The following is a 13430-nucleotide window of genomic DNA, read 5'->3' as shown; positions in this document are numbered from 1 at the left end:
GGGGCAACGGAGGCCGAGCGAGCGGTGGTTCACAGGTCCGTGAAGGAGCCGTGCCGTCCGGCCCCGGACGCGAATCGGGCGGCACCGTCCGCGCTCCGGGCCAACACGCTCATGCCGTGCCGGAGTTCGGTGCGCAGCGCAGTCTCCTCGTCCAGCCCCTCCTGGTCGAGGGCCGACGCACGGTCGCTGCGCAGACAGGCCTGCGGGAAGCGGGCGATGTCCGCCGCCAGCGCCTCCGCCGCGGCGCGGGCGGTGCCGGTAGCCACCACACGGTCGGCGAGACCGATCGCGTGCGCCTCGCGCGCCGGGACCGGGCGGCCGGTCAGGATCAGGTCCATGGCACGGCCGGCGCCGATCAGCCGGGGCAGTCGTACCGTGCCGCCGTCGATCAGCGGCACGCCCCAGCGACGGCAGAACACCCCGAACACGGCGTCCTCCTCGGCGACCCGCAGATCGCACCACAGGGCGAGCTCCAGGCCGCCCGCGACCGCGTGCCCGGCGATCGCCGCGATCACCGGCTTCGACAGCCGCATCCGGGTCGGTCCCATCGGCCCGTCGCCGTCCTCGGCCACCCGGTTGCCGCGCTCGGTCCCGATCGCCTTGAGATCGGCGCCCGCGCAGAACGTGCCGCCCTCCCCCCACAGTACCGCCACCCGGGCGTTGCCGTCCGCCTCGAACTCCCGGAAGGCGGCCGTGAGTTCGGTGGCCGTGGGGCCGTCCACGGCGTTGCGCACCTCGGGGCGGGACAGCACGACCGTGGTGACGTGCTCGTCGCGCTCGACACGGACCGGCATGACGGGACCTCCTTCTCCTGCCCCCGGAGTCCCCGCCGGGCACCGGGGTACGAGTGACCGGCGATCAGCCTCTCAGCAGCGCGGCCGGTCAGGGACCGACCGAGAGGACGATCTTTCCGGTGGTGCGACCGGTCTCGCCCAGAGCGTGCGCCCGCGCGGCCTCTTCAAGGGGAAAGACCTGGTCCACGAGCACGCGCAGGCATCCCTGCTCCACCAGGGACGCGATGCCGCGCAGACCCGCGTGGTCGGGTTCGACCAGCATGAACACCGCCCGGACCCCGGCCGCTTCGGCCTCCTCGACGGGGAAGGTGCCGTCGGGCGGCAGCAGCGCGACCAGCGTGCCGCCCGGCCGGAGGGTGCGCAGCGACCGGACGCAGTGCGGGCCGCCGAGGGAGTCCAGGACGACGTCGACGTCGCGGACGGTCTCGGCGAAGTCCTGGGCGCGGTAGTCGATCACCTCGTCGGCGCCCAGCGAGCGCAGCAGTTCATGCTTGGCGGCACGGGCCGTGCCGATCACATACGCGCCGCGGGCCTTGGCGATCTGCACCGCCAGATGGCCGACCCCGCCGGCTGCCGCGTGCACCAGGACCCGCTGACCGGGCCGGACGTCCGCGGTGTCCACCAGCGCCTGCCACGCGGTCAGCGCGGCCAGCGGCAGGGCACCGGCCTCGACCGCCGTGAGGCCCTGTGGACGGGGCGCGAAGTGCCGGGCCGGAGCGGTGACGTACTCGGCGTAGGCGCCCGCCGGGTGCGGGAAACGCGGCATCCCGAACACCTCGTCACCGGACCCGAACAGGGTCACCCCGGCACCGACCGCCTCGACCACCCCGGCGACGTCGAAGCCGAGCGTGAACGGCATTCCGGAGCCGTCCGCGAACACCCCGCGCTCGCGGGTCTTCCAGTCGGCCGGGTTGACGCCCGCCGCGCGCACCCGCACCAGGATCTCGCCCCGGCCGGGCACCGGCCGGGGCACCTCGACGACCTTGAGGACGTCCGGTGCTCCGGCGCGGTCCTGGGAGACTGCGCGCATGGTCGTGGGAAGAGTGGTGCGGCCCATGATGAAGTGCTCTTTCGCCGGTGGATTGCCAGGGTTCGTGCCGGTTCTCACCGGGCACGCCCTCAGACTCCCCGGGCGGACAGCCGCCCAGTAGTGGCCCGTTGGCCAGGGAATGAAAGGATCGGGCCATGCATCGTGTCGGCGTCCTCGCCCTGGATGGCGTCCTGCCCTTCGAACTCGGCATCCCCGGGCGGATCTTCGGCGCCGCGTTCGACGCCGAGGGCAACCGGCTCTACTCCGTGACCACCTGCAGCGTGGAGGGCGGCCCCGTCCGCACCGAGGCCGACTACCGGCTCAGCGTCTCCCACGACGCCTCCCTGCTGGCCACCGTGGACACCGTCGTCGTACCGCCCTCCCATGCGCTCGGCCCCATCCGCGAGGAGGGCCGCCTCCCGGACCGCCTGCGCGAGGCCCTGGCGGCCGTCCGGCCCGGCACCCGGATGGTGGCGATCTGCACCGGCGCCTATGTGCTGGCCGCCGCCGGACTGCTCGACGGCCGCCCCGCGACGACGCACTGGCGCGAGGCCGAGCGCCTCCAGCGCATGTGCACCACCGCGCGGATCGACCCCGACGTCCTCTTCGTCGACGACGGCGACATCCTGACCTCCGCCGGGGTCGCCGCCGGCATCGACCTGTGCCTGCACATCGTCCGCCGCGACCACGGCAGCGGTATCGCCAACGACGTCGCCCGTCTCTGCGTCGTGCCGCCCTGGCGTGACGGCGGCCAGGCCCAGTACATCCGGCGCCCGGTGCCCGACCCCGAGGCCCCCGGCACCGCCCGCACCCGCGCCTGGGTCGTGGAACGCCTCGCCGAACCCGTCACCCTGGCCGACATGGCCGCGCACGCCAACGTCAGCGTGCGGACCTTCACCCGCCGCTTCCGCGAGGAGGTCGGCACCAGCCCCGGCCGGTGGCTCGTCCGTCAGCGCGTCGACCTGGCCCGGCACCTGCTGGAGACCACCGACTGGCCCGTCGACGTCGTCGCCGAGCGCGCCGGACTCGGCACCGGTGTCTCCCTCCGGCAGCACCTGCACGCCGCCCTCGGGGTGACGCCCCAGGCGTACCGCCGGACCTTCCGCCCGGCCCTCGCCGGTGCCGGCGCGAGCTTCAGATCACCTTCAGCCGTACCAACGCCCCCAGCGTCAACGCCCCCGGCAGCAACGGCACCCACACGGTGATGACGCGGTAGGCGAGGACCACCGCCGTGGCCACCGCGGCCGGGCCGCCCACCGCGACCAGCGCCACGATCAGCGCCGCCTCGACCGAACCCAGGCCGCCGGGAGTGGGTACCAGCGCCACCGCCACGGTCGCCGCGAGGTAGGCGAGCGCCATGTGCGCGGGCGGCACCGGAAGCCGCAGCGCCTGCCCGACCGCGGCGAGGCCGGCCGCCTGCAGGGCGGGGAAGGCCAGCGAGCCGCCCCACAGGGCCAGGGCGCGGGCCGGCCGGCTGTGCACCGACCGCGCCTCGCCGAGGGCGTCCCGCACGAAGGCGTGCACACGCGTGCGCAACGGTCGTACCAGGGCCACGACGGCCGCTGCCACCGCCGCCAGACCGGCCGCGCCCAGCAGCAGCGGAAGCGCCGAACCGTCCGGCAGCAGGGGCCCGAGCCGCAGCGCGTCGGGGAAGGCGAGCAGCAGCGCGGACAGCAGACCGACCCGGCCCACGGACTCGGCCAGCAGGTACAGGGCGAGCGCGGCCGAGGAGCGGGCGAGCGGCACCCCGCACACGGTCATGAAGCGCAGGTTCACCGCGCCCGCGCCCAGTCCGGTGGGCAGCAGGTGGTTGGCCGAGGCCGCCGCGAACTGGGTGGCCAGCAGCCGTCCCTTCGGCAGCGGCTGCAGCACCGCACCCTGACGGGTGACCGCGGCGGCCACCCAGGTCAGACAGGTGGTGCCGGCCGCCGCGAGCAGCCACGGCCAGGAGGCGGTGCGCAGCTGGCCGAAACCCTCGGCGAGCAGGGCGCGGTTCCGTACGGTGACCACGGCGACGAGCGCGAGCGGCAACAGGCACAGCACCCGGCGGACCGGGACGCGACGGGGGAGTCGTCCCCGGGGCCGTGGGGAAAACGGGACGGCAGTCACATCCGCAGAGGTTCTCCGCGCCACCCCAACGGGGGGTGAAGCAGCAGGAACATTGACCTCAACGAAGGTTGAGGTTCTACGTTCTCTCTCATGAGCATGGAGACGACCGCCTGGACGCAGCTGCACAGCGTGATGAACGCGCAGTCGGAACGCCGTCCGTTCGCCCGCGCCACGCTGCGCCGCATCGCCGCCTTCGCCCGCCCGCACCGCGCGGGCATCGTCCGCTTCGTGCTGCTCGGGGTGGTGACGGCCCTGCTCGCCGTGGCCACCCCCGTGCTCGCCGGCCGCGTCGTCGACGCGATCGTGGCGGGGCACGACTCCGGCACGGTGGTCCGGCTGTCCCTGCTCATCGCGCTGGTCGCCCTCGCGGAGGCGGGGCTCGGCATCCTCGGGCGCCGCCTGTCGGCGATGCTCGGCGAGGGGCTCATCCTCGACCTCAGAACGGCTGTGTTCGATCATGTGCAGCGCATGCCCGTCGCGTTCTTCACACGGACACGTACGGGAGCGCTGGTCAGCCGTCTCAACAACGACGTGATCGGCGCCCAGCGGGCGTTCGCCAACACCCTGTCCGGCGTGGTCAGCAACCTGGTCACCCTGCTGCTCACCCTCGCGGTGATGCTCACCCTGTCCTGGCAGATCACCCTGCTCGCGCTGGTGCTGCTGCCGGTGTTCGTGCTGCCCGCCCGCCGTATGGGCACCCGGATGGCACGCCTGCAACGGGAGGCCGCGGCGCTGAACGCGGCCATGGGCACCCGGATGACCGAGCGCTTCTCCGCCCCCGGCGCCACCCTGGTCAAGCTGTTCGGCCGCCCCGAGGAGGAGTCGGCGGAGTTCGCGGCCCGCGCCGCGCGGGTGCGGGACATCGGGGTGCGCACGGCCACGGCCCAGTCGGTGTTCATCACCTCCCTCACCCTGGTCTCCGCCCTCGCACTGGCCCTCGTCTACGGCCTCGGCGGCTGGTTCGCGCTGCACGGCACCCTGCAGGCAGGGGCGGTCGTCTCGCTGGCTCTCCTGCTCACCCGCCTCTACGCCCCGCTGACCGCGCTGGCCGGAGCCCGGGTCGAGGTGATGAGCGCGCTCGTCAGCTTCGAGCGTGTCTTCGAGGTGCTGGACCTCACGCCGCTCATCGAGGAGAAGCCGGACGCCGTCGAGGTCCCCGAGGGCCCCGTCGCCGTCGAGTTCGACGACGTCCGCTTCGCCTACCCGTCCGCCGACCAGGTCTCCCTGGCCTCCCTGGAGGAGGTCGCCACCCTCGACAGCCGTGGCGGAGCCGAAGTCCTGCACGGCATCTCCTTCCGCGCCGAACCCGGCGAGACCGTCGCCCTCGTCGGCTCCTCCGGCGCCGGCAAGTCCACCATCGCCCAGCTGCTGCCGCGCCTGTACGACGTGAACGCGGGCGCCGTCCGCATCGGCGGCGTCGACGTCCGCGACCTGACGGCCGCATCCCTGCGCGGCACGCTCGGCATGGTCACCCAGGACGGCCACCTCTTCCACGACACCGTCCGCGCCAACCTGCTGCTGGCCCGCCCGGACGCCACCGACGAGGACCTGTGGGACGCGCTGGGCCGCGCCCGGCTCGCCGAGGTCGTGCGGTCCCTGCCCGACGGACTGGACACGGTGGTCGGCGAGCGCGGCTACCGGCTCTCCGGCGGCGAACGCCAGCGGATGACCATCGCCCGGCTGCTGCTGGCCCGGCAGCGCGTGGTCATCCTGGACGAGGCCACCGCTCACCTGGACAACACCTCCGAGGCGGCCGTCCAGGAAGCGCTCACCGAGGCCCTGGAGGGGCGTACCGCCGTAGTGATCGCCCACCGGCTGTCCACGGTGCGGGCCGCCGACCAGATCCTGGTCGTGGAGTCCGGCCGGATCGTGGAGCGCGGCACGCACGAAGCGCTTCTGGCGGCGCAGGGGCGGTATGCGGAGCTGTACCGGACGCAGTTCGCCGAGGTGCCGTCGGTGTGAGCGGGTCCGCCTCCCCACGTGTGAGGCGCCGTCGCGTGGATACGCGGTGTGCACGGCATCAGGGCCCGTCCGGAAGGCCACCCTGCCATGACCAGTGCAAACGACTTGGCTCCTGACTCGGAGATCACCCTCCGGGTCAATGGAAAACCCCACACCCTGCACATCGACCACCGGCGAACCCTGCTGGACCTGCTCCGGGAGGATCTCGGCCTCACCGGGTCGAAGAAGGGCTGCGACCACGGCCAGTGCGGTGCCTGCACCGTGCTGGTCGACGGCCGCCGCCTGAACAGCTGTCTGCTGCTCGCGGTCGCCCTCGACGGCAGCGAGATCACCACCGTGGAGGGCCTCGGCGGGGACGGTGAGGAGCCGCACCCGCTGCAGCGGGCCTTCCTGGACCGCGACGCCTTCCAGTGCGGCTACTGCACGCCCGGACAGATCTGCTCCGCCGTCGGCATGCTCGCCGAGGCCGCGGCCGGCCACCCCTCCCACGTCACCGACCCCGCGGCCCCCTCCGGCAGTCCCGTCCCGCTGGACCGGTCCGAGATCCGCGAGCGCATGAGCGGCAACCTGTGCCGGTGCGGGGCCTATCCCCGTATCGTCGAGGCGGTCGAGGACGTGATCCGGTGAACGGCTTCGGATATCTCAGGCCCCGCAGCGTCCAGGAGGCGGTCGAGGCGTACGCCGCCCACCCCGGCGCCCGCTATCTGGCCGGCGGCACCAACCTGGTCGACCTGATGAAACTCGGCGTGGAACGCCCCGCCGTCCTCATCGACGTGGGCCGGCTGCCGCTGGACACGATCGAGGAGCTGCCCGACGGTTCGCTGCGCGTCGGCGCCACCGTCCGCAACAGCGACCTGGCCGCCGACCCGCGCGTCCGCGACCGCTACCCGGCGCTGTCCCAGGCGCTGCTCGCCGGCGCCTCCGGACAGCTGCGCAACGCCGCCACCACCGGCGGCAACCTGCTGCAGCGCACCCGCTGCCCCTACTTCCAGGACCTGGACAAGCCCTGCAACAAACGCGAGCCGGGCAGCGGCTGCGGCGCCCGGGACGGCGTCCACCGCGACCACGCGGTCCTCGGCCACTCCCCGCACTGCATCGCCACCCACCCGTCCGACATGGCCGTCGCCCTCGCCGCGCTCGACGCCCAGGTGGAGCTGCACGGCACCGACGGCACCCGGCGCCTTCCGGCGGCCGGCTTCCACCGGCTGCCGGGGGAGCATCCCGAGCGGGACACCTGGATCCGCCCCGGCGAACTGATCACCGGCGTGCTGCTCCCGGCCGCGACCGCCGGCGTCCCGTCCGCCTACCGCAAGGCCCGCGACCGGGCGTCGTACGCCTTCGCGCTCGCCTCCGTGGCCGTCGTCCTGCGGGTCGCCGACGGCGTCGTCGACCAGATCGGGGTCGCCTTCGGCGGACTGGCCCACATTCCCTGGCGGGCCCGGCACACGGAGCTGGCCCTGCTGGGGGCCCCCGCCACCCCCGCCGCCTTCGAAGGCGCGGTCGACCTGGAACTCGCGCACGCGGAGCCGCTGCGGGACAACGCCTTCAAGGTGTCCCTCGCCCACAACCTCGCCCTGGACGTCCTGAACCGTCTCGCCCCGGCCCCCGCCCCGGCCTGAGCCGGCGCGGGAGGAGCGAGCAGAGCAGGAGGAACCCATGACCGGCAACTCCCCGGGCACCCCCACAGAGCCCCGGGACACACGGCACACCGGGGCGGTGGGCGAGCGCCGGCCGGACCGGAGTGCGGGCCCCGGCACCGCCCTGGGCGCCCCGGTCGAGCGCCGGGAAGGACGGCAGAAGGTCGCCGGCACCGCCCGCTACGCCGGCGAGTATCCCCTGCCCGGCCGCGCCCACGCCTGGCCCGTGCCCGCTCCGGTCGCGCGCGGCCGGGTCACCGCCGTCGACACCTCGGCCGCCCTCGCCCTGCCCGGCGTCCTCGCCGTCCTCACCCCCGACGACGTACCCCGGCTCGCCGAGCCCGAGGACGCCACGCTCGCCGTGCTGCAGGGCCCGGACGTGCCGCACCGGGGCTGGTGCGTGGCCCTGGCCGTCGCCGAGACCCCCGAGGCGGCCCGCGCCGCCGCCCGGGCCGTGCGCGTCACCTGCGCGGCCCGACCCCACGACGTCGTCCTCGACCCCGGCCACCGGGACGCCTATGAACCCGAGGAGACCAACGCCGGCTTCCCGGGCCGCGTCGTGCACGGCGATCCGAAGGCCGCCTTCGCCGCCGCCGACGTCCGCGTCGACACCGTCTACCGGGTGCCGCCGCTGCACAATCACCCCATGGAGCCGCACACCAGTACCGCTCACTGGGACGGGGACCGGCTCACCGTGTACACCTCCAGCCAGGGCGGTACGACCGTGCGGGAGGTCCTCGCCCAGCTGTTCGGGCTGCCCGAGGACCGGGTCACGGTCGTCTGCGAGCACGTCGGCGGCGGCTTCGGCTCCAAGGGCACCCCGCGCCCCGACGTCGTCCTCGCCGCGATGGCCGCCCGGCACACCGGCCGGCCCGTCACTCTCGCCTGGCCCCGCCGCCATCTGCCCAGTACCGTCGGCCACCGCGCCCCCACCGAGCAGCGGCTGCGGCTCGGCGCGCACGCGGACGGCCGGCTCACCGCCGTGCTGCACGAGGTCACCACCCACACCTCGCGGGTGAGGGAGTTCGTGGAGCAGGCCGCGGTGCCTTCCCGCGTCATGTACGACGCCCCGGCGCTGCTCAGCGCCCACCGGGTGGTCCCGCTCGACGTGCCGAGCCCCTCCTGGATGCGGGCACCCGGCGAGGCACCCGGCATGTACGCCCTGGAGTCGGCCATGGACGAACTCGCCGACGCGCTCGGCATGGACCCGGTGGAGCTGCGCGTCCGCAACGAGCCCGAGCGTGAGCCCGGCAGCGGCCAACCGTTCAGCAGCCGGCACCTCGTGGAGTGCCTGCGGGAAGGCGCCCGCCGCTTCGGCTGGGAGGGGCGCGACCCACGTCCGGGTGTCCGCCGCGAGGGCCCGCTGCTCATCGGCACCGGCGTGGCCGCGGCCACCTACCCGGCCGCCGCCGTCCCGGCCACCGCGACCGCCCGGGCCCTGCCCGACGGCACCTTCGCCGTCCGGATCAACGCGACCGACATCGGCACCGGGGCCCGTACCGTCCTCGCCCAGATCGCCGCCGACGCCCTCGGCGTGCCCCTCGACCGGGTCCGCACCGAGATCGGGCGCAGCGACCTGCCGTCCGCCTGGCTCGCCGGCGGCTCCATGGGCACCGCCTCCTGGGGCTGGGCCGTGCACGACGCGTGTGCCGAACTGGCCTCCCGGCTGGCCGCGCACACCGGACCGCTGCCCGCCGACGGCATCGAGACCCGTGCCGACACCGCCGGGCAGGCCGACGCCGACAGCCCCTACGCCCGGCACGCCTTCGGCGCCCACTTCGCCGAGGCCGCCGTCGACACCGTCACCGGCGAGACCCGGGTACGGCGGCTGCTGGGGATCTTCGCCGCCGGTCGGATCCTCAACGCCCGCACCGCGCGCTCCCAGTTCACCGGGGGCATGACCATGGGCCTGGGCATGGCCCTCACCGAGGGCAGCACGATGGACCGGGCCTTCGGCGACTTCGCCGAGGCCGACCTCGCCTCCTACCACGTGCCCGCGCACGCCGACGTCCCCGACATCGAGGCCGACTGGATCGACGAGGACGACCCGCACCTCAACCCCATGGGCAGCAAGGGCATCGGCGAGATCGGCATCGTCGGCACCGCCGCCGCCATCGGCAACGCCGTCCACCACGCCACCGGCGTCCGCTTCCGCCACCTGCCCCTCACCCCCGACCGGATCCTCACCGGCCTGCTCGCCGGGGGGTGACGGTGCCGGGACCGACCTGGGAGTACGACGGCTACCGCCCCGAGGAGGAACGCCTGCGGGAGTCCCTGTGCACCGTCGGCAACGGCTACTTCGCGACCCGCGGGGCGCTGCCCGAGTGCACTGCCGACGACATCCACTACCCGGGCACCTACGCGGCCGGCTGCTACGACCGGCTCACGTCCGAAGTCGCCGGGCGCCAGGTCGAGAACGAGGACATGGTCAACCTCCCCAACTGGCTGCCGCTGCGGTTCCGTCCGGCGGGCGGCGCCTGGCTCACCCCTGACACCGCCCTCGTCACCGAGCACCACCAGATGCTCCACCTCGATCCCGGCCTGCTGGAACGCCGCACCGGCTACGGCCTGGACGGCGAGGCCACGCTCCAGGTGCGCCAGCTGCGGCTCGTCCACCTCGCCGACCCCCATCTCGCCGCTCTGCGCACCGAGTTCACCGTCGAGGGCGGCAGCCTCGACCTGGAGGTGGAGGCCGCGCTCGACGGACGGGTCACCAATTCCGGCGTGGCCCGCTACCGGGACCTGGACGGCCGGCACCTCATGCATGTGCGGACCGGCATCGCGGCACACGACACCGTATGGCTGCGCTGCCACACCCGTACCTCCCGCATCGAGTTCGGCCTCGCCGCCCGGCTGACCGCCGACGCGCCGGTGCTGCTGGTGCCCGAACCCGAGCGCGCCGTCCAGCACGTGCGACTGCGCCTGGCGCCCGGCCGCACCGTCACCGTCGACAAGACCGTGGCGCTGCACACCTCCCACGACCCGGCCATCGGCGACGCGCTGCAGGCGGCCGTCGACCGTGTCGGCGCCGCCCCCGGCTTCGACGCACTGCAGGAGGCGCACGCCGCGGCATGGGAGCAGCTGTGGCGGCGCACCGCGCTGGAGGTCCCCGGCGAGGCGGGCAGCATCCTGCGCCTGCACCTGTTCCATGTGCTGCAGACCCTCTCGCCGCACACCGCCGACCTCGACGTCGGCGTCCCCGCGCGCGGGCTGCACGGCGAGGCCTACCGCGGTCATGTCTTCTGGGACGAACTCTTCGTGCTGCCCTACCTCAACCTGCACCTGCCCGAGGTCTCCCGCGCCCTGCTCCACTACCGCCACCGCCGGCTGGACGCCGCCTGCCAGGCGGCCCGGGACGTCGGCCGGCGCGGCGCGCTGTACCCGTGGCAGAGCGGCAGCGACGGCCGCGAGGAGACCCAGCAGCTCCACCTCAACCCGCGCTCCGGCCGCTGGCTGCCGGACCACTCCCGGCTGCAGCACCACGTCGGCTCGGCGGTGGCCTACAACATCTGGCAGTACTGCGAGGCGACCGGCGACATCGACTTCCTGCACGGCGAGGGCGCCGAGATGCTGCTGCACATCGCCCGCTTCTGGGCGGACTCGGCCCACTACGACGACCGTCTCGGCCGGTACCGCATCCGGGGCGTGGTCGGCCCCGACGAGTACCACGACGCCTACCCCGGCGCCGCCGCACCGGGCCTGGACGACAACGCGTACACCAACGTCACCGCCGCCTGGGTGCTCGCCCGCGCCCTGGAGCTGCTGGACCTGCTGCCCGAGCCGCGCTGCCGTGAACTCGCCGAGAGCGCCGGCCTCGACCAGGAGGAGCCCGCCCGCTGGGAGGAGATCTCCCGCACCCTGCACGTGCCCTTCCACGACGGGGTGATCAGCCAGTTCGAGGGCTACGGCGACCTCGCCGAGCTGGACTGGCACGGCTACCGCAAGCTGTACGGCGACATCCGGCGCCTGGACCGGATCCTGGAGGCGGAGGGCGACACCGTCAACCGGTACAAGGCGTCCAAACAGGCCGACGTCCTGATGCTCGGCTACCTCTTCTCGGCGACCGAACTCCGTGCGCTCCTCGGCCGGCTGGGCCACCACCTCGACGAGCGGACCTGGACCGCGACCGTCGACCACTACCTGCACCGCACCAGTCACGGCTCCACCCTCAGTGGCCTGGTCCACGGCTGGGTGCTGGCCCGCTGCCGCCGCGCCGGCTCCTGGGCCTTCGTCCAGGAGGCGCTGCGCGGCGACATCGCCGACCTGCAGGGCGGCACCACCGGAGAGGGCATCCACCTCGGGGCCATGGCCGGCACCCTCGACCTCGTCCAGCGCGGACTGACCGGCCTGGAGACCCGCAGCGGCGCCCTGTACCTCGACCCGGTCCCGCTGCCCGAACTCTCCTCCTACGGCTTCTCCATCCGCTACCACGGCCACTGGGGCGTCCATCTGCGCCTGCGCAGCGGCCTGCTGGAGATCGCCGTACCGTCCTCCGACCGCTCGCTCATCGACCTCTGCCTGCGCGACCGGGTCGTACCGGTCGGACCGGGGGAGACGGCACAGCTGGTCGTACCGGAGTGAGCGCACGGCACCCCCTGCGAGTGGTTCATTGCTAAATTCCCGGACATGCCAGTAGATTCCGGACAACCACTCGGAGAGCGGGCGAGATGTCACCGGCAGACGGGGCCAGGATGAGCACGGACGACCGCGGCACGGTGACGACCGGGATCGCACGACTGCACGCGTCTCCCGCGCTCGCCGGACCCGGCCGGCTCGGGCTGGTCACCAACCACACCGGCGTCCTGCCCGACCTGCGCCCCGCCGCGCCCGCGCTGCTGGAGGCCGGCGCACGGCTGGTCGCCCTGTTCGGCCCCGAGCACGGGCTGCACGGGACGGCCCAGGCCGGCCGGAGCGAGGCCGCCGGGACCGACCCCGCCACCGGCCTGCCGGTCCACGACACCTACCGCTGCGACGGCGAACGCCTGGACGCACTGCTGCTCGACAGCGGCGTCGACGCCCTGGTGTTCGACCTGCAGGACATCGGGGCCAGGTACTACACCTACGTGGGGACCATGTTCGACCTGATGGTCTCGGCGGCCCGCACGGGCGTGCGGTTCGTGGTCGCCGACCGGCCCAACCCGCTCGGCGGACTCGTCAGCGAGGGCCCGCTGCTCGAGGAGGCCTGGGCCAGCTTCGTCGGGCGCGCCCCGACACCCGTCCGGCACGGCCTCACCTGCGGCGAACTCGCCCGGCATCTCAACGCCTCGATCGTGCCCCGAGCGGCCGGGGCCTGCGCCGACCTGACGGTGATCGAGGCCGTCGGCTGGCGGCGCGCCATGGACGCCGGGGCGACCGGCCTGCCGTGGGTCGCGCCCTCGCCGAACATCCCGACGCCCGCCACCGCCGCCGTCTACCCCGGCACCTGCCTGTTCGAGGGCACGAACCTCTCCGAGGGCCGTGGCACCACGCAGCCCTTCGAGATCGTCGGGGCCCCGTACATCGACGCGCGCTTCGCGCCCGCGCTCGCCGAACTCGCCCTGCCCGGAGTGCACTTCCGTGATCTGCGGTACGTACCTACCTTCCACAAACACGCCGGACGGCCGCTGCGCGGGGTCCAGCTCCACCTCACCGACCGCGAGGCGTTCGCTCCCGTACGCACCGCCGTCGCGATGCTCGCCACCCTGCGGCGGCTGTACCCGGACGACTTCGCCTGGCACACCCCGGACGGCGGCGCGGAGCGGACCGGCCACCGGCACTTCATCGACCTGCTGTGGGGCTCCGACCGGTTGCGGCACACCATCGACGCGGGCGGCGACCCCCTGCCCCTGTGCGCCCCACCGGCCCCGCCGGTCCACTGGGCCGGCGCCGACGCGCTGCTGTACGCCTGATATCCGCTGC

Annotated in this window: 10 protein-coding genes; 7 read left to right on the top strand and 3 right to left on the bottom strand. The window is 74.2% G+C overall.

Annotation, left to right across the window (positions count from 1 at the left end):
• Nucleotides 1-29: 29 nt before the first annotated feature.
• Nucleotides 30-794, bottom strand: coding sequence for a crotonase/enoyl-CoA hydratase family protein (locus ACIGXP_RS08055; protein ID WP_399765392.1), 765 nt, complete (start codon nt 792-794; stop codon nt 30-32).
• 88 nt (nt 795-882) lie between these two features.
• Nucleotides 883-1824 carry an NADP-dependent oxidoreductase gene (locus tag ACIGXP_RS08050; protein WP_399765389.1) on the bottom strand — a complete coding sequence of 314 codons (942 nt, stop codon included), beginning with the start codon at nt 1822-1824 and terminating at the stop codon, nt 883-885.
• 155 nt (nt 1825-1979) lie between these two features.
• Here ACIGXP_RS08050 and ACIGXP_RS08045 point away from each other — a divergent pair, with 155 nt between their 5' ends.
• Nucleotides 1980-3029: a GlxA family transcriptional regulator gene (locus ACIGXP_RS08045; RefSeq protein ID WP_399765386.1), complete on the top strand. Its 1050-nt coding sequence runs from the start codon at nt 1980-1982 to the stop codon at nt 3027-3029.
• Here the strand turns inward: ACIGXP_RS08045 and ACIGXP_RS08040 are convergent.
• Nucleotides 2959-3933, bottom strand: a complete 975-nt coding sequence (locus tag ACIGXP_RS08040; RefSeq protein WP_399765383.1) for a YbhN family protein — start codon at nt 3931-3933, stop codon at nt 2959-2961. The two genes, ACIGXP_RS08045 and ACIGXP_RS08040, sit on opposite strands and share 71 nt — an antisense overlap.
• A 96-nt stretch (nt 3934-4029) precedes the next feature.
• Between ACIGXP_RS08040 and ACIGXP_RS08035 the strand changes: the two genes are divergently transcribed.
• The 6 genes from ACIGXP_RS08035 to ACIGXP_RS08010 all read left to right on the top strand — a co-directional run bounded on the left by ACIGXP_RS08035 (nt 4030) and on the right by ACIGXP_RS08010 (nt 13420).
• Entirely contained in the window at nt 4030-5895 is a 1866-nt protein-coding gene (locus ACIGXP_RS08035; RefSeq protein WP_399766143.1) for an ABC transporter ATP-binding protein, read from the top strand.
• Between the two features lie 87 nt (nt 5896-5982).
• The gene (locus tag ACIGXP_RS08030; protein WP_399765379.1) at nt 5983-6522 is read left to right on the top strand and encodes a (2Fe-2S)-binding protein; all 540 of its coding nucleotides are present in this window, start codon (nt 5983-5985) and stop codon (nt 6520-6522) included.
• Entirely contained in the window at nt 6519-7514 is a 996-nt protein-coding gene (locus ACIGXP_RS08025; RefSeq protein ID WP_399765377.1) for an FAD binding domain-containing protein, read from the top strand. Before ACIGXP_RS08030 ends, ACIGXP_RS08025 begins: the two co-directional genes overlap by 4 nt.
• 37 nt (nt 7515-7551) lie before the next feature.
• On the top strand, nt 7552-9741 hold the full coding sequence (locus ACIGXP_RS08020; RefSeq protein WP_399765374.1) for a xanthine dehydrogenase family protein molybdopterin-binding subunit: 2190 nt from the start codon (nt 7552-7554) through the stop codon (nt 9739-9741).
• Between the two features lie 2 nt (nt 9742-9743).
• Nucleotides 9744-12113, top strand: a complete 2370-nt coding sequence (locus ACIGXP_RS08015) for a glycoside hydrolase family 65 protein (protein ID WP_399765371.1) — start codon at nt 9744-9746, stop codon at nt 12111-12113.
• Between the two features lie 110 nt (nt 12114-12223).
• Nucleotides 12224-13420, top strand: coding sequence for an exo-beta-N-acetylmuramidase NamZ domain-containing protein (locus ACIGXP_RS08010; RefSeq protein WP_399765368.1), 1197 nt, complete (start codon nt 12224-12226; stop codon nt 13418-13420).
• Nucleotides 13421-13430 lie beyond the last annotated feature (10 nt).

This window comes from Streptomyces sp. NPDC053069, assembly GCF_044546895.1.
Taxonomy (GTDB): domain Bacteria; phylum Actinomycetota; class Actinomycetes; order Streptomycetales; family Streptomycetaceae; genus Streptomyces.
This window is presented reverse-complemented; position numbering and strand designations above follow the sequence as displayed.

Excerpts from the sequence above, each read along its gene's own strand:
- ACIGXP_RS08050 (WP_399765389.1), bottom strand. The coding sequence starts at position 1,824 with ATGCGCGCAGTCTCCCAGGACCGCGCCGGAGCACCGGACGTCCTCAAG.
- ACIGXP_RS08035 (WP_399766143.1), top strand. The coding sequence starts at position 4,030 with ATGGAGACGACCGCCTGGACGCAGCTGCACAGCGTGATGAACGCGCAG.
- ACIGXP_RS08055 (WP_399765392.1), bottom strand. The coding sequence starts at position 794 with ATGCCGGTCCGTGTCGAGCGCGACGAGCACGTCACCACGGTCGTGCTG.
- ACIGXP_RS08020 (WP_399765374.1), top strand. The coding sequence starts at position 7,552 with ATGACCGGCAACTCCCCGGGCACCCCCACAGAGCCCCGGGACACACGG.
- ACIGXP_RS08010 (WP_399765368.1), top strand. The coding sequence starts at position 12,224 with ATGAGCACGGACGACCGCGGCACGGTGACGACCGGGATCGCACGACTG.
- ACIGXP_RS08045 (WP_399765386.1), top strand. The coding sequence starts at position 1,980 with ATGCATCGTGTCGGCGTCCTCGCCCTGGATGGCGTCCTGCCCTTCGAA.
- ACIGXP_RS08030 (WP_399765379.1), top strand. The coding sequence starts at position 5,983 with ATGACCAGTGCAAACGACTTGGCTCCTGACTCGGAGATCACCCTCCGG.